Raw genomic sequence first — 15,040 nt, forward strand, 5'->3', positions numbered from 1 at the left:
GATGGGGCGGCAAACCTGCCAAAAAACGCGGGAATGGTATACCAAGTCATTCGCGTTTGACATACGTTCTCATTCACTATTTTTCAGGTAACAGCTTTGTATCGATCTGTAGGAAATTGGACGCGAGGCAAATGTGGGAGGGGGCTTGCCCCCGATATCGGTGTATCAGTCACAGCAACATCGACTGGTCTACCGCTATCGGGGGCAAGCCCCCTCCCACATTTGGATTTTTATACAACGTTAGAAGTGGATCCGATCAGCGATACCGCTCCAACCAATGGGCGTAAGGCGCCGGCAGGGTCCAGGAGGATTTCTCCACCCCCAGCTCCTTGGCCGCAAAGTACGCCCAATGCGGGTCAGCCAGGTGCGCACGACCGACCGAGACCAGGTCCAGGTGCCCCGCCTGCAACGCACCTTCCGCCAGTTGCGGCGTGCCAAAGCCCCAGGCCGAGGTCACCGGGATGCCGGCTTCGCGGCGCACGCGCTCGGCGATCGGGCCCATGAAAGCCGGGCCCCACGGGATATTGGTGTCGGGGATGGTGAAACCGACGCTGACGCTCAGCAGGTCCAGGCCGCCGGCCTTGAAGTTGCGGGCCAGTTCGATGGATTCGGCCAGGGTCTGTTCGTCCCGGCCGTCGTATTCGATCACGCCAAAACGCGCGGTCAGCGGCAGGTTCTCCGGCCAGACCTCGCGCACGGCGGCCAGGGTTTCCAGGAGGAAACGGCTGCGGTTGTCGAAGCTGCCACCGTAGGCGTCGGTGCGCTGGTTGGAATGCTCGGAGAAGAAGCTCTGGCCCAGGTAGCCATGGGCGAAGTGCAGTTCGATCCATTCGAAGCCGGCGTCACGGGCACGGCGGGCGGCGTCGACGAAGTCCTGCTTGACCCGAGCGATGTCGTCCAGAGTCATGGCGCGTGGCACTTGCGGCAGGTTGGCACCGAAGGCGATGGCCGACGGCGCGATGGTTTCCCAGCTGCGCGCATCGGAGGCAGGTATGTGGTCGTCCCCTTCCCACGGGCGGTTGGCGCTGGCTTTGCGACCGGCGTGGCCGATCTGGATGCCGGGCACCGAGCCGGCGGCCTTGATGGCCTTGACCATGGGCACGAACGCTTCGGCGTGGGCGTCGCTCCAAATACCGGCGCAACCTGGGGTGATACGCCCCTCAGGCGCTACAGCGGTGGCTTCAACCACCAGCAAACCGGCGCCACCCCGCGCCATACTGGCCAGGTGCACGAGGTGCCAGTCGTTGACAATGCCGTCATCGGCCATGTATTGGCACATCGGCGGGATAGCAATGCGATTGCGCAGGGTGACGTCTTTGAGTGTGAACGGTTCGAACAAAGCGGACATTGAGAACTCCGGGAGCGAGTGGATGATTCGATAGTTCGATGGTAATCGAACTATGGTATTCGATGATAGCCCCCTGTTATGATTCGTTTCATGCGAGCCTTTAAACACCCCACCCCGGAAGACCTGACCCTCGAGCGCCTGTTGTACGCGCTGAGTGATCCGGTGCGCCTGGAGATTGTCCGCTGCCTGGCCGGCGTGCCCGAGGCCAGTTGCGGCGAACTGGACGGCGGGCGCCCCAAGTCCAGCATGTCCCACCACTTCCGGGTCCTGCGCGATGCCGGCCTGGTCCACACCCGCAGCGTGGGCACTACCCACATGAATTCATTGCGCGGCGAGGTGCTTGAGGAACGGTTTCCGGGATTGTTGCAGAGCATCCTGACGCAACGATAAAAGCCGGATCAGTCCAGCAGCGCGATCAGCCGCGACTCGATCGTCATGTCCCGCACGTCCAGCACCGCCAACGTCACCGGCAACTTGAAGCGCCGCCGCCCTGCACTGCCGGGGTTTACGTACAGTGTTGCGCCCCGCCATTCGATCAGGGGCTTGTGCGAATGGCCGGTGATCACCAGCCGAGTAGACGTGTCGAGTAAGGCGGGTACGTCGGCGATATCATGCACCACCAACGTCCGCCATCCGTCCACCTCCAGCATCAGATGGTCGGGCACCAGCTCCGCCCACGCCGCGTCCTGGTCATTGTTGCCACGCACCACGTGCAGGGGCGCGATCTGTGCCAATTGCTGAAGAATCTCAGGGCTGCCGATATCACCGGCATGGATGATCTGCTCGCATCCCTGCAAGGCAGCGACAGCCTCAGGGCGCAGCAGGCCGTGGGTGTCGGAAATCACGCCAACTCTGGACATCGTGGTCCTATTTTTCGGATGAAGGCGCAGCGAGCGACTGCGCTCTGTAGGTTGTGTAAATCTTTTGAACCTCAGGATTATCAAGGCTTTCGTAGGTAATCCTTTCCTTATCAAGCCCATCCAGACCTTTTAGGCCACCTATCATTCCTGGCCATTCATCACGATGTGCAATATCGACCACGAAGGGTTGCAGGTAATCATTCAGATGCCCTTTAAACGGCTCTTTGATTTCCGCACTGAGTGCCCGGAGGTAATCATCCTTGTTGGTTTTTGACCATTCAATGGCGAACTTGGCTCGATAACAAAGCTCCATGAAAACAAGCAGAATCGTGCGCCCATTGCCATCGAGAAAAGGATGCGCGAATGCCAACTGGCCCATGACGTCACCAGGGCGATCCCTAAAGCGCTTCTTGTTCGACGCCAGTTCAAATGCATAGTCGACGGAGAGCTTGATCGATGCCGGATGCTCAAACGGGGTATGGTGTGGATCGTCTTGAGAACCTTTGAAAACGGCAAGATGTGGAACAAACTCAGTTCGATCCTTACCCGCCCAGTGATAAAAATCCGAGAACAGGAGCTCGTGCACTTTGAGTACGGACGAGTAATCGATAATTTTTTTTGGGGCCAAGTATCAAAGCGCGTCTTCCATACTCAGTTCGAACGATAGATGCTCTGACTCTTTTACTTCGATGGGATCTTTAAGCTGTAGAGCATTTTGAAGGTACCCAGCGGTCTCAAAATCGCCGAAGGGATCAAAATTCATGCGCTTAGCTTCTTCTTGGAGCGTCGCTTCTCTTGGAGGTAACTGCCCTGAAGCGCCATGGTTTCCGATTTACTCAGAACACCCTTCCTCTTGAGATTGACCAACAACTGCTCCACACCATCCAGCTCGACCACATCGCCAGCCAGGCTGGTAATCGCAGCAGCCATTCGGCTTATGCCATCACGCTCAGCGGTAACATGATGAGCCCTGGCCAGGCGGCGCACGTGGCTGGCAACACTGATATCGGCTGTTTTAGTCATCTGAAATCCCTCAATTAGCCTCCAGAGCATAGCATGGCGCCCTCCTCCCACTTCAACCGAAGCGCACGTCACTTAAACGTTTCTGGTTCAGGGCGAACCGTCCCCGCAAGCCGGCGTTCGAGCTAAATCGCTCCGTGGCAGACCGGCGCGCCATCCAGATATACACGGTCCTTGCCGTTGCCCTTGGAGGCGTAGAGATTGCGGTCGGCACGCTTGAGGACCGCCGACATATCGGCCCCGGCCGTAAAGCGCGTCATGCCCGCACTGCAGGTGTAGTGATGGGGCGGCGCGACACTGCAGCGGATCGCTTGCAGCAGGCGCAGCGCGTAATCGGTGGCGAGATCGGGGTCATCGACCAGCAGCAGCACGCCGAATTCCTCGCCGCCAATCCTGCCGAAACTGTGGCTGCCGGGGGTGGATTTCAGGCACGCGGCCATGGCGCAGAGGATCCGGTCGCCGACATCATGGCCGAACTGGTCATTCTTCAATTTGAAACTGTCGATATCCAACATCATGAAGTAACCGGTATCGCCGGCCGCAATCAGTTTGGCGAAGCCCTCCATAAAGGCGCGCCGGTTCAGGATGGCGGTCAAGTAATCCGTCTCGGCCAATTCCCGAAACTCACTCTCGACCAACAACACGGAGCGCAGGTTTTTCAGGTAGTAGACATTCAAGATAAAGCCGATCGACACCGACGCCGCACAAAAAATAAACACATAGGTGTCGACCCCGTCATAAAGGCTCAGCTGAATGTTGGGCCACGTCAGTAACCAGACCAGGGCGGCGCAGACCAGAAAATCCTGGACCACGATAAACAGGATTGCGCTGCTCATCACCAAGGTCACGGCCAGCGGCAAGGCGAACACCTGCAACGCGGGGCGGGTGTGCACCACATAGGCAAAACCTGCTGACAGCAGCACCATGTAGAAGCCGCCCAGCGCCCGCCACAGCACATAATGCGTCACCACCCGGTGAACCCCATACACCACGCACAGCCCCAGCGTGACCAGCACCACCGGCCAGCCGAACATCCCCCCACGATCCACCAGCAACACCGCCAGCCAGGCGAAAATCCCGATCAGTTCGGCCTGGGCGATGGCAGGCGACAACAGCCTCTGCATCCGTGGCCTGAGTTTCACATTTGCCGGCATCCCGTCACTCCCTGTGAATGCGTAGCCGGTGTGTCATCGGCATGACTCAGTTGAAGACTGTGCAGGCAAATCGCAAACGAATAGGCCATGAACCGTCTTACCAGCACGACAAAAGGTGGCAGGACCTCAAGTTGCGTCTTGGAATGAATCTTGAAATAGCCCCGCTCGGCTCCCTCTTGCACCAGACGAATGACATGGGTCTTGGACACCGAAAGCTGCTCAGCGATGGAAAGGTAGGACGAAGACCTGAAACTTGCGCCCTGGTTATCCCGCGTACACGCATCGTTATAGATCGCCAGCATCAACATATGCCCGGCATCGCGTTTTACCAGCCAATAACAATCGGGCATCAACAGGTCAATGCTCAGGTTACGGCAGAGAAGCACCGAAAACCCTTTGAAATACCGGGCCAGATAGGCGCGATCATCCAACCCGGCCATTGAGGCGCACACCGCGGGTTCGGGGCACATCACGCCCAGCGGCTCGACCATGGACGTGAGCATCGGCCGGATCTCCGCGCAGGCTTGGGACGATGGGCTGAACAGCCGCAGGCGGCTGTCGTCCGGATGCCTCGACACCGTCATGAACCCCAGTGCCCTGAACAGCAGGAAGATCGACTCCAGGCTGTTTCGCGAACAGAACCCGCGCGCCACACAAAACGCTTTCACCTCGGACAGCAAGGGGACCGGCTTGGTGAAATACGTGCTCAATAAGGTAAAGGACACCATCAAGCGATTGAACTTCAGCGCCGTCTTGTAGAAAAACGGTCTTTTTGAATAGCACTCCAGCAGAGCCGAATAATGGGTACGAATACACCCGTCAAAATCCATATGGCGCTCAAACGCCCGCGCCGACTGTTCAATCGCCAGCTTCAACGAACCACTGCACATGAGAAAGAGCCCTGATCAAACAACTTGGATTCACTGATCTCAATTGCAGCACCGGTAATGGCGTTTTGCCTTGAGCGCAATCTAGCGTGATTAGCTCAGGGGACATCGTCGTTACCAAAATTGTTCCAAAAAACCCAGGCGGCTTAACCGTTTCAGTCGCCGCGGCGAACCTTCCCCGCAAGCCGGCGTCCGAGCTAAGGCATTGTTGCCTATCGTTCGCCGCGAGGTTGTCGTTTGAAAGCCGCCATCATCAAAAAGTACCGCCTGATCATCAAGACCATGGGCTATGTGGGCTGGTCGCTGTTCTGGCTGTTGCTGTGGGACGTCGCCGTCACCGTGGACTTCATGCTGTTCCTCACCGCCAAGATCAATTTGCCGCTGATGCCCCTCACCCTGCTGGGCTCGGCACTGATCGTGCTCATCAGCTTTCGCAACAGCAGCGCCTATAACCGCTGGTGGGAGGCCCGTACGCTATGGGGCGCGATGGTCAACAATTCACGCAGCTTCGCGCGGCAGGTATTGACCCTGCTGGACGACCCCGACGGCGAAGTGAACCCGGTCAAGGCCACCCTGCTGCGCCGCCATGTGGCCTATGTGAATTGCCTGGCCGCGCACCTCAAGGGCGAGCCGTGCCCTGATGAAGTACGCGCCTTTATCCCCGCCGAGGAATTCGCCCGCAACGGCGCCACCAATAATTTCGCCAATGACATCCTCACCGGCTCGGCGGCGTTGCTGGCCAGGGAATACAAGGCCGGGCACCTGGACAGCATTCGCCTGGCACGGCTGGAGTCGACCCTGGTGGATTTGTCCAATGCCCAGGGCGGCATGGAGCGGATTGCCAACACGCCACTGCCCTACCCCTACGTGTATTTCCCGCGCCTGTTTATCTCGCTGTTCTGCCTGATCGTGCCCGTGGGCCTGGTGGAATCCCTGGGCTGGTTCACCCCGCTGGCGTCCACCGTGGTGGGCTTTATGCTGCTGGCCATCGAACGTATCGGCACCGACCTGCAAAGCCCGTTCCGCTCCAGCGAACACCAGATCCAGATGGAAGCCATCTGCGAAACCATCGAGAAAAACCTGCAATCGATGCAGCGTGATGCGCTGGGCGGCGAGCGCATCGGATAAACACGCCCTTCGGCCTAAAGTGCGTGCTCCCGCAGTCGATACAAAGGGAGTACGCATGGGCCACATCCCCTCAAAACAACACATGCGACGCTCGACGCCACTGTTTTCTCCTTGCCAAAAATATAAATACCCGCGGGTGAAGTCATGAATATCAAGCAAAAGTTGACCTGGGCGTTTGCCGCTATCGCGTGCCTGCCAGTCATCCTGGTGGCCGTTATGGTTGTGCTGAACTTGCGCGAGGGGGCCCTGGCCAATTTCCTCGACAGCAGCGGTCGCGAGATCCGTCAGATCGACAACGGCATGAAGCAGTTTTTCGATGGCATCAGCCAGAACGTCGACTTCGTCGCCAAGGACCCGCGCGTTGTCGCGGCCAAGGACCTCAAGAGCTACGCCGGCGCCGACGCCGCGCAAATCCCCCTGACCCAGACCAACAAAGACCTGCTGGCGATTTTCGATCAGTTCGCCAAGAGCCACCCGAGCACCGCCTACTTGTCCTTGGGCCTCGCCGACGGCGGTTATGCCAGCTGGCCTGACGATGCCAAACTGAACAACTACGACCCACGCGTACGCCCCTGGTACAAAGCCGCCATCGCCGCCCCAGGCACCACCGTGCGCACCGGCGCCTATTACTGGGCACCGGACGACGTGGTGCTGATCGGCACCGTGCACACCGTTGCCGATGCCACCGGCAATATCCTCGGCGTGGTCGGCCTGGACGTGTCGCTCAAGCAGCTCACCGAACTGGTGCGCAACATCAAGCTGGGCGACAGCGGCTACCTGATGCTGGTGGAAGCCAACGGCAACGTGCTGGTGGACCCCAGCGACGCCAAGCACAACTTCAAGCCGATGGCCGACCTGGGCCCCAACTACGCCGAACTGGCCAAGCGCGGCGACGGCGTGACCCAGGTCGACATCAACGGCGTGGCCTACATGGCCAACGTGGTCAGCTCCAAGGATCTGGGCTGGCGCTTTATCGGCCTGATCAAACGCGATGAAGTCATGGCCGGCGCCACCAGCCTCACGTGGTTGATCGCCGCGATTGCCGCCGCCCTGGCCGTGGTGTTCGCGATTGTCGGCGCCAGCTTTGCCAGCGTGATCGTGCGTCCGATTCGCGGGGTGGCCGACGGCCTGCAGGAGATTGCCGAAGGCGAAGGCGACCTGACGCGCCAACTCAAGGTGCAAGGCAAGGATGAAACCGCCAGCCTGGCGGGCTGGTTCAACCAGTTCCTGAGCATGATCGCGCAACTGGTGCAGCGCATCGGCAACGCCTCTTCCGACCTGCAAACCGCCGCCGCCGACACCAGCGAAGTCGCCAACAACATGAACCAGGCCGCCGGGCGCCAACGTGAAGCCGTGGAGCTGGTAAGCACCGCGTTCAACGAAATGGTGGCCACCGCCAACGAGGTCGCGCGTTCCTGCAGCGCCGCCGCCGCGAGTGCCGACGAAGGCTACCGCGACGTGCACAATGGCCAGCAGCATATCGGCGAAGCCACCGGCAGCGTGCTCAAGCTCAGCGAAGACCTGCAAAAGTCGACCCAGACCATGCAGTTGCTGGAGCAGGACAGCCAGAACATCAACACCATCCTCGACACCATCCGCTCGATCGCCGAACAGACCAACCTGCTGGCGCTCAACGCCGCGATTGAAGCCGCGCGCGCCGGTGACCAGGGCCGCGGTTTTGCCGTGGTCGCCGACGAAGTCCGCGCCCTGGCACGCCGCACAGCCGACTCCACCGGTGAAATCGACAGCCTGCTGGGCAACCTCGCCCGCCGCACCCAGGAAGTCACCCAGCAGATGCAAGGCAGCCTTCAGGTGTCCCACACCAGCGTGGAACGCATCCAGCAGGCCCGCGACAGCTTCGACAAGATCCAAGGCTCGGTGGACTCGATCCGCGACCAGAACACCCAGATCGCCACCGCGGCCGAAGAACAGCACCAGGTGGCCGAAGAGATCAACCGGCACATCGCGCAGATCCATGCCGATGCGCAACTGGTCGAAGGCTTTGCCCACTCGGCGCAGACCGGATCGGGGCGGTTGACGGATATTTCCGGTCAGCTCAAGGGGTTGGTGGGGCGGTTCAAGTTCTGACCGCTGTCACACCGGGGTCGCCGGCGGGGGCGTGTATTGGCTACTATAGCCACGCACTCCCCGCCTCTTACCCAACCACTGCGGAGCCTTAATGCCCAACCCGAAGGACACGGCCACCGACAGCAGCCCCCCGATGATTCCCGAGCAGCGTCGAGAACAGATCCTGCGACAGTTGCGCAAGCATCAGGTGATGAGCGTGCACCAGTTGATGGAGATGTTCGACTGCTCGCACATGACCGTGCGCCGCGATATCGCCCTGCTGGAGCAGGAAGGCCGGGCGTACTCCGTCACCGGTGGGGTCCGGATCGCCAGCCAGTTGCACAGCGAACCCAGCCATCAATCCAAAGCCGTGGTGGAGTTGCCGCAAAAGCAGGCCATGGCACGACTGGCCGCACGGTTGCTGCACGCGGACATGACGGTGTACCTGGATGCCGGCACCAGCACCCTGGAGATCGTCCCGTATATCAAGGCGCTGTCGGGGATGACGGTGGTCACTAACGACTTCGGGATCGTGCAGGCCCTGATGGATGCGACGCAGGTCACGGTGATCCACACCGGCGGCCAACTGGACCATGACAATCATTCTTCCGTCGGCGGGCTGGCCGTGGCGACCCTGCGCCAGGTGGTCACGGACATCGCCTTTGTCTCCACCAGCTCCTGGGATCTGCACCGAGGCATCACCACCCCCTCGGCGCTGAAAGTCGAGGTCAAGCAAGTGGCGATGCAATCGGCGTCCCAGGTGGTGTTGGTGGCGAGCAGCTCCAAATACGGCACCTTCAGCATGTACCGCATCGCCGGGCTGGAACCGTTCGACGTGATCATCAGCGACGACGCCCTGGCTCCGGCAGCGGCAGATGGCATCCGCAAGCGCGGGATTGAATTGATGCTGCCGGGTGATCCGTTGCCGGAGTGATGCCCTTCCTGTGTGGGAGAGGTCGAGCTTTAGCTAGGCTTCGATGGCGACGGCAGGGTTGGTAGAGGTGTTGGCTGAGCCACCGCATCGGGGGCAAGCCCCCTCCCACATTTGGTTGTTGTTGGCAGGTAAAAAGTTGCCCGGCTATAGATCTCGTGGGCACTGCTGATCCCTGTGGGAGATGTCGAGCTTTAGCGAGGCTTCGATGGCGGCGGCATGGTTGGTAGATGTGTTGGCTGACACACTGCTATCGGGGGCAAGTCGAATCGTCGCACCGCCCCTCCCACATTTGAACCGAACCGACACAGACGCTCGTCGACTACCGAGCCGCTTTCCAGTCCCGCAACCATTGCAGGCCCGCCGAGGTATCGGCCTTTGGCCGGTATTCGCAGCCGACCCAGCCGTCGTAGCCCAACTGGTCCATCAGTTCGAACAGGAACCCGTAGTTCAGTTCGCCCAGGTCTGGCTCGTGACGGTCCGGTACCCCGGCAATCTGGATATGGCCAATGCCATCGAAGTCGCGGCGCAGTTTGGTGGCCAAGTCGCCTTCGACGATCTGGCAGTGGTAGCAGTCGAACTGCACCTTGAGGTTGCGCGCACCAACCTCCCGGCAGATGGCGTGGGCCTGGTCCTGGCGGTTGAGGAAAAACCCCGGCATGTCGCGGGTGTTGATCGGTTCCAGCAACACGGTGACGCCGACCTTGGCCGCCGCTGCGCTGGCGTAGGCGAGGTTTTCCAGGTACACGGCCTGGTGGCGCTGGCGCAGGCCTTCCGAGGGCAGCAAGCCGGCCATGACGTGCACGCGGTCGTTGCCGAGCACGGCGGCGTATTCCAACGCGCGGTCGAAGCCACTGCGAAACTCGGCCTCACGCCCTGGCAGCGTGGCGATGCCGCGCTCCCCCGCCGCCCAATCGCCCGGTGGTGCATTGAACAGGGCCTGGACCAGGCCGTTGTCACTCAGGCGTTGCTTGAGTGCCTCGGCGCTGTAGTCGTAGGGGAACAGGTATTCCACCGCGTCGAAACCATCGGCCTTCGCCGCCGCGAAGCGCTCGAGAAAATCATGTTGCGGGTACAGCATGCTCAGGTTGGCAGCAAAACGAGGCATAAAAGCTCCCAAGAGTCAGACAAAAGGCCAGATCAGCAGGGTAATCAAGAAACCCAAGGTGCCGAGCAAGGTGGTGATCACCGTCCACGTGCGCAGACCGTCGGCCACGTTGAGCCCGGCGAGCTTGGTGAAGATCCAGTAGCCGGCGTCGTTGATATGCGACATCGCCAGCCCGCCACCGCCCATGGCCAGGCACAGCAGCGCCAGGTGGTTGGGCGTAAGGTTGAGGGTCACGATCAGCGGGCTGATGATCCCCGCCGTGGTCACCAGGGCCACGGTGGTCGAACCCTGCACCGCGCGCAGCAGCATGGTCAACAAAAAGCCCAGGGCCAGTACCGGCAAGCCGGTGGTGCGCAGCATGTCGGAGACTACCGCGCCGATGCCGGTGTCCACCAGCACCTTGCCGAACACACCACCGGCGCCGGCGATCAGGATCACCATCGCCACGCCCGGCAACGCCGAGCCGATCACGTCAGAGACCTGGCTGCGGCTCCAGCCACGGCGCGAGCCGAGCAGCCAGGCACACAGCAAGGTGTCGATCAGCAGCGCCACCAGCGGCGCGCCGAGTACGGTCATCACCCCACGCAGGGTCGAGTCGACCGGCAGCAGCGACGTGGCCAGGGTGCCCAGCAAAATCAGCACAATCGGCAGCAGGATCAGGCTGACAATCAGGCCGAAACCGGGTGCAGGCGCCGCCGGCAGCTTGGCGGCGATGGCGCTGGTGGACTCTTCCAGGCCCATAGAGGACTCGGCCACAGCGCTCTGTTGCGCCGCCTGGTGATTGCCGTTAGTCCAGGCCCTCAGGTCTTCATTGGTCACGTGAGGGCCATAGACTTCGGCACGGATATCGTCGGTCATCGGATAGAAGCGTCGGGTCATGCGCCCCGCCACGCGGTAACCGATGTAGCACAGCAACGCGGTGATCGGCAGGCCGAACATCAGCACCCGGCCCAGGTCGGCGCCCAGTTGGCTGGCGGCGGCCACGGCGCCTGGATGGGGCGGCAGGAAGGCATGCACGGTGAGCAGCGCCGCACACATCGGCAAGGCGAACACCAGCAGCGGCTTGCGCGCCCGGCGTGCCACCCCATAGGCCAACGGCATCAGGATGATCACCCCGACTTCAAAGAACACCGGCACGCCGATGATGAACCCGGCGATGGTCAGCGCCAGCGGTGTACGGCTGTTGCCGAAGCGCTCGATCAGCGACTTGGCCAGGGCCTCGGCACCGCCGGACAGCTCGATGATCCGCCCGATCATCGCGCCCAGGGCAATGATGATCGCGATATGGCCAAGGGTCTTGCCCATGCCGCCCTCGATCGTCGCCACCAGGTCAGCCGGTTTCACCCCGGCCACCAGCGCCACCACGATACTCACCAGCATCAACGCGACAAACGGCTGGAATTTGTACCTGAGGACCAGAAACAGCAGCAGCGCGATACCCGCGCCGGCGGTCAACATCAAAATCAGTGGGCTCATTCAAGAATGTCCTGTTGTTATTGTTTTTCAGACAAGCCGGGTCCGTCGAGCGTCAAACCAGGCACTCGGGCAGCACTTGCCGTGTCGTCTTGCGGGTTACCAGTGCGCGCCGAAGGTCTCGCGCAATTCATCCAGTGCCGCCTGATCCAGCGGCGCCGGCGTAGGGTTGCTCATCAACCACAGCCGTGCGGTTTCTTCCAACTCTTCCAGCGCGTAGCTGGCCTTGGCCACCGAGCTTTCCCAGACCACCGGACCGAGGCGTTCAAGCATCACCCCACGCACGCGGTTGGCCAGTTGCGCGACTTGCTCGGCGACGTTGGGCGAACCCGGACGCTGATAGCCGATCAAGGGAATGTGACCGACCTTCATCACCTGGTAAGGCGTGAGCGGCGGCAAGATATCCTGCGCGCTCCACACGCCTGCCAGGGTCAGCGCCACCAGGTGGGTGGAGTGGGTGTGCACCACACCGCCCACCGAGGGGTTGCGGTCATACACCTGGCGATGCAGGGCCAGGGTCTTGGACGGTTTGTCCCCGGACACCCACTCGCCTTTCAGGTTGACCTTGGCAATAGCACCTGGCACGAGGCGCCCGAGGCAGGCATCGGTGGGGGTGATCAGCCAGCCATCGTCGAGGCGCGCACTGATATTGCCGGCGCTGCCGACGGTGTAGCCACGTTGATACAGGCTGTGGCCGACATCGCAGATTTCTTCGCGCAGGGCCTGTTCGTCGATGCCAGTCACTGGGCACCTCCGGCCAGGTGCGCGAGGGCTTTGGCGAAGAACTCACGGCCACCGAAGTTGCCGGATTTGAGCGCCAGTGCCAGCGGCTCGGCGGAACTGCTGACGGTGGCCGGCACGCCAGGGTCGATCTGCGCACCAATCTGCAATAGGTTGACGCCGAGGGCCTTGACCACCGCGCCAGAGGTTTCCCCGCCGGCCACCACAAAGCGTCGCACGCCCTGCTCGCGCAAGCCGGCAGCGATCTCGCCCAAGGCGTTCTCCACCAGGGCCCCGGCGCGCTCGACGCCGAGCCGCTCTTGCACGGCCTTGACCTCGGCGGGGGTGCTGGTGGCGTAGATCAATACGGTGTGTGCACTGTCGCGGGCAAACGCCAGGGCCTGCGCCACCACCGGCTCACCGGCGGCCAGGGCCAACGGATCAATGCGCAACGCCGGGCGGCCCGCCTCTAACCAGGCCGCAACCTGGCCAAGGGTCGCCACCGAGGCACTGCCGGCGAGCACCACCTCGCCACCGCTGATAGTCGGCAGCGTCGCAGCATCGAAGTCGCGCAGTTTACCGGCACGGCGGAAATTGCCCGGCAAGCCCAAGGCCAGGCCCGAGCCGCCGGTAAGCAATGGCAAGTCAGCGCAGGCACTGCCAAGGGTGTAGAGGTCTTGATCGGACAGCGCATCGGCGATGGCAATGCCCACGCTTTGCTCGCGCAGTTCGGCGATTTTTTTACGGGTCGCCTCGACGCCCGCGGCGATGCTGTCGTACCGCAGCAGCCCGACCGGCAGTTGCGTCTGGCTCTGCAGCACGCGCACCAGATTCGCGTCGCCCATGGGCGTCAGCGGGTGATGTTGCATGCCCGACTCATTGAGCAGCTGGTCCTGCACAAACAGGTGGCCACGGAAAATCGTCCGGCCGTTTTCCGGGAACGCCGGGCAGGCCAGGGTGAAATCACTGCCCAGCGCCTTGAGCAAGGCCTCGCTGACCTGACCGATATTGCCGGCGGCAGTGGAGTCAAAGGTCGAGCAATACTTGAAGAAAATCTGTTCGCAGCCCTGCTCACGCAGCCAGTCCAGCGCGGCCAGGGATTCCTCGACAGCCTCTGCGACCGGCGTGGTACGCGACTTGAGGGCGATGACGATGGCGTCCGCATCCAGCCCGTCCGCGACTTCGCGGCTGGGGATGCCGATGCTCTGCACCGTACGCATACCACCGCGCACCAGCATGTTGGCCAGGTCGGTGGCGCCGGTGAAATCATCGGCGATGCAGCCCAGCAACGGGCGCGTGGTGTGGTTAGTCATAAAGCGTTCCTTACACCGGCTCGGGCTTGGCAGTCGGCAGGTCGATGCCGGGGAAAATCTTGATCACCGCCGAGTCGTCCTCGCGGCCAAAACCGGCGCTGGAAGCCTGCATGAACATCTGGTGCGCAGTGGCCGACAACGGCAGCGGGAATTTGCTCGCACGCGCGGTATCCAGCACCAGGCCGAGGTCCTTGACGAAAATATCCACCGCCGACAGTGGCGTGTAGTCGGCCTTGAGAATGTGCGGCACGCGGTTTTCGAACATCCAGGAATTGCCGGCGCTGTGGGTGATCACCTCGTACAAGGCATCGGCGTCCACCCCTTCGCGCAGGCCCAGGGCCATGGCTTCGGCGGAGGCGGCGATATGCACGCCGGCGAGCAACTGGTTGATGATCTTGACCTTGGAGCCCAGGCCATGGACGTCGCCCAGGCGATACACCTTGCCGGCCATGCCCGCCAGCACTGCATCGGCCTTGGCATAGGCGGCCTGCGGGCCGGAGGTCATCATGGTCATCTCACCGGCGGCGGCCTTGGCCGCACCGCCGGAAATCGGCGCATCCAGGTACAGCAGGCCGTGTTCGCCCAGGCGCCGGCCGAGGTCCACGGCGTAGGTCGGGGCCACGGTGGCACAGCCGATCACCAGGCTGGCGGGACGCAGCGCCGCCACGGCAGCGCCCTCACCGAACAGCACGGTCTCGGTCTGCTCGGCGTTGACCACCACGGTGATGATCACATCACAGGCCTCGGCCATCTGCGCCGGCGACGCGCACGCCACCCCGCCTTCGCTGGCGAACTGCTGGGTCACCGCGTCGCGCACATCACAGGCATGCACATTGAAACCTGCGCGCAACAGCGAGCGGGCAATGCCCAGCCCCATCGCGCCCAGACCGATCACACCGACATTCTTATTATTCATGGGGTACTCCAGGGGTAAACGGCGGCTCGCGCTACACCGGCGAGCCGCATTGGAATTGCAGTCGATCATCCACCAATGAACGGATTATGTGAAGTAATTTTTCGATTTAACATTT

The 15,040-nt window shown here is 61.7% G+C and carries 13 protein-coding genes and 3 pseudogenes; 5 read left to right on the forward strand and 11 right to left on the reverse strand.

All coding sequences use genetic code 11. From position 1 onward, the window contains the following. Positions 1-256 precede the first annotated feature (256 nt). Entirely contained in the window at positions 257-1,348 is a 1,092-nt protein-coding gene (locus AC07OT_RS15855; RefSeq protein WP_495108460.1) for an NADH:flavin oxidoreductase/NADH oxidase, read from the reverse strand. Between the two features lie 78 nt (positions 1,349-1,426). On the opposite strand from AC07OT_RS15855, the gene AC07OT_RS15860 reads away from it, so the two are divergent. Then, on the forward strand, positions 1,427-1,738 hold the full coding sequence (locus AC07OT_RS15860; protein ID WP_027603612.1) for an ArsR/SmtB family transcription factor: 312 nt from the start codon (positions 1,427-1,429) through the stop codon (positions 1,736-1,738). An 8-nt stretch (positions 1,739-1,746) separates the two neighbouring features. On the opposite strand, the gene AC07OT_RS15865 is transcribed toward AC07OT_RS15860, so the two are convergent. The 5 genes and pseudogenes from AC07OT_RS15865 to AC07OT_RS15885 all read right to left on the reverse strand — a co-directional run bounded on the left by AC07OT_RS15865 (position 1,747) and on the right by AC07OT_RS15885 (position 5,257). Further along, on the reverse strand, positions 1,747-2,208 hold the full coding sequence (locus AC07OT_RS15865; RefSeq protein WP_065939743.1) for a metallophosphoesterase family protein: 462 nt from the start codon (positions 2,206-2,208) through the stop codon (positions 1,747-1,749). Positions 2,209-2,215: 7 nt separating this feature from the next. Next, positions 2,216-2,971, reverse strand: a pseudogene (locus AC07OT_RS15870) (Fic/DOC family protein). Next, the gene (locus tag AC07OT_RS15875; RefSeq protein ID WP_495108461.1) at positions 2,968-3,231 is read right to left on the reverse strand and encodes a hypothetical protein; all 264 of its coding nucleotides are present in this window, start codon (positions 3,229-3,231) and stop codon (positions 2,968-2,970) included. The pseudogene AC07OT_RS15870 and the gene AC07OT_RS15875 overlap by 4 nt, the downstream one beginning before the upstream one ends. A 122-nt stretch (positions 3,232-3,353) precedes the next feature. Next, the gene (locus AC07OT_RS15880; RefSeq protein WP_495108462.1) at positions 3,354-4,382 is read right to left on the reverse strand and encodes a GGDEF domain-containing protein; all 1,029 of its coding nucleotides are present in this window, start codon (positions 4,380-4,382) and stop codon (positions 3,354-3,356) included. Beyond that, positions 4,367-5,257, reverse strand: coding sequence for a hypothetical protein (locus tag AC07OT_RS15885; RefSeq protein WP_495108463.1), 891 nt, complete (start codon positions 5,255-5,257; stop codon positions 4,367-4,369). Before AC07OT_RS15885 ends, AC07OT_RS15880 begins: the two co-directional genes overlap by 16 nt. Positions 5,258-5,506: 249 nt before the next feature. On the opposite strand from AC07OT_RS15885, the gene AC07OT_RS15890 reads away from it, so the two are divergent. The 4 genes and pseudogenes from AC07OT_RS15890 to AC07OT_RS15905 all read left to right on the forward strand — a co-directional run bounded on the left by AC07OT_RS15890 (position 5,507) and on the right by AC07OT_RS15905 (position 9,398). Then, a complete protein-coding gene (locus AC07OT_RS15890; protein ID WP_115489070.1) occupies positions 5,507-6,397 on the forward strand; it encodes a bestrophin family protein in 891 nt (296 codons plus the stop codon). 216 nt (positions 6,398-6,613) lie between these two features. Next, positions 6,614-7,621: pseudogene (locus AC07OT_RS15895) on the forward strand (HAMP domain-containing protein); the annotation flags it as partial. Positions 7,622-7,969: 348 nt separating this feature from the next. Further along, positions 7,970-8,485 (forward strand): annotated as a pseudogene (locus AC07OT_RS15900) (methyl-accepting chemotaxis protein); the annotation flags it as partial. Between the two features lie 91 nt (positions 8,486-8,576). Then, positions 8,577-9,398 carry a DeoR/GlpR family DNA-binding transcription regulator gene (locus AC07OT_RS15905; RefSeq protein ID WP_495108464.1) on the forward strand — a complete coding sequence of 274 codons (822 nt, stop codon included), beginning with the start codon at positions 8,577-8,579 and terminating at the stop codon, positions 9,396-9,398. Positions 9,399-9,717: 319 nt separating this feature from the next. Here the strand turns inward: AC07OT_RS15905 and otnI are convergent, their stop codons facing one another. The 5 genes from otnI to ltnD form a co-directional block, all read right to left on the reverse strand. Beyond that, complete coding sequence (otnI, locus tag AC07OT_RS15910) at positions 9,718-10,503, reverse strand: 2-oxo-tetronate isomerase (protein ID WP_495108465.1); 786 nt, start codon at positions 10,501-10,503, stop codon at positions 9,718-9,720. Between the two features lie 15 nt (positions 10,504-10,518). Then, on the reverse strand, positions 10,519-11,979 hold the full coding sequence (locus AC07OT_RS15915) for a GntT/GntP/DsdX family permease (RefSeq protein ID WP_495108466.1): 1,461 nt from the start codon (positions 11,977-11,979) through the stop codon (positions 10,519-10,521). A gap of 96 nt (positions 11,980-12,075) precedes the next feature. Beyond that, positions 12,076-12,720, reverse strand: coding sequence for a 3-oxo-tetronate 4-phosphate decarboxylase (gene otnC / locus AC07OT_RS15920; protein ID WP_495108467.1), 645 nt, complete (start codon positions 12,718-12,720; stop codon positions 12,076-12,078). Continuing rightward, on the reverse strand, positions 12,717-14,009 hold the full coding sequence (otnK, locus tag AC07OT_RS15925; RefSeq protein WP_495108468.1) for a 3-oxo-tetronate kinase: 1,293 nt from the start codon (positions 14,007-14,009) through the stop codon (positions 12,717-12,719). The genes otnC and otnK overlap by 4 nt, the downstream gene beginning before the upstream one ends. 10 nt (positions 14,010-14,019) lie before the next feature. After that, positions 14,020-14,994: an L-threonate dehydrogenase gene (ltnD, locus tag AC07OT_RS15930; protein ID WP_495108469.1), complete on the reverse strand. Its 975-nt coding sequence runs from the start codon at positions 14,992-14,994 to the stop codon at positions 14,020-14,022. Positions 14,995-15,040: the final 46 nt, after the last annotated feature.

The organism is Pseudomonas sp. GW821-FHT09C10 (assembly GCF_059418085.1).

Coding starts and splice junctions, on each gene's coding strand:
- AC07OT_RS15855 (WP_495108460.1), bottom strand. CDS start 1,348: ATGTCCGCTTTGTTCGAACCGTTCACACTCAAAGACGTCACCCTGCGC.
- AC07OT_RS15860 (WP_027603612.1), top strand. CDS start 1,427: ATGATTCGTTTCATGCGAGCCTTTAAACACCCCACCCCGGAAGACCTG.
- AC07OT_RS15865 (WP_065939743.1), bottom strand. CDS start 2,208: ATGTCCAGAGTTGGCGTGATTTCCGACACCCACGGCCTGCTGCGCCCT.
- AC07OT_RS15875 (WP_495108461.1), bottom strand. CDS start 3,231: ATGACTAAAACAGCCGATATCAGTGTTGCCAGCCACGTGCGCCGCCTG.
- AC07OT_RS15880 (WP_495108462.1), bottom strand. CDS start 4,382: ATGCCGGCAAATGTGAAACTCAGGCCACGGATGCAGAGGCTGTTGTCG.
- AC07OT_RS15905 (WP_495108464.1), top strand. CDS start 8,577: ATGCCCAACCCGAAGGACACGGCCACCGACAGCAGCCCCCCGATGATT.
- otnI (WP_495108465.1), bottom strand. CDS start 10,503: ATGCCTCGTTTTGCTGCCAACCTGAGCATGCTGTACCCGCAACATGAT.
- AC07OT_RS15915 (WP_495108466.1), bottom strand. CDS start 11,979: ATGAGCCCACTGATTTTGATGTTGACCGCCGGCGCGGGTATCGCGCTG.
- otnK (WP_495108468.1), bottom strand. CDS start 14,009: ATGACTAACCACACCACGCGCCCGTTGCTGGGCTGCATCGCCGATGAT.
- ltnD (WP_495108469.1), bottom strand. CDS start 14,994: ATGATCGACTGCAATTCCAATGCGGCTCGCCGGTGTAGCGCGAGCCGC.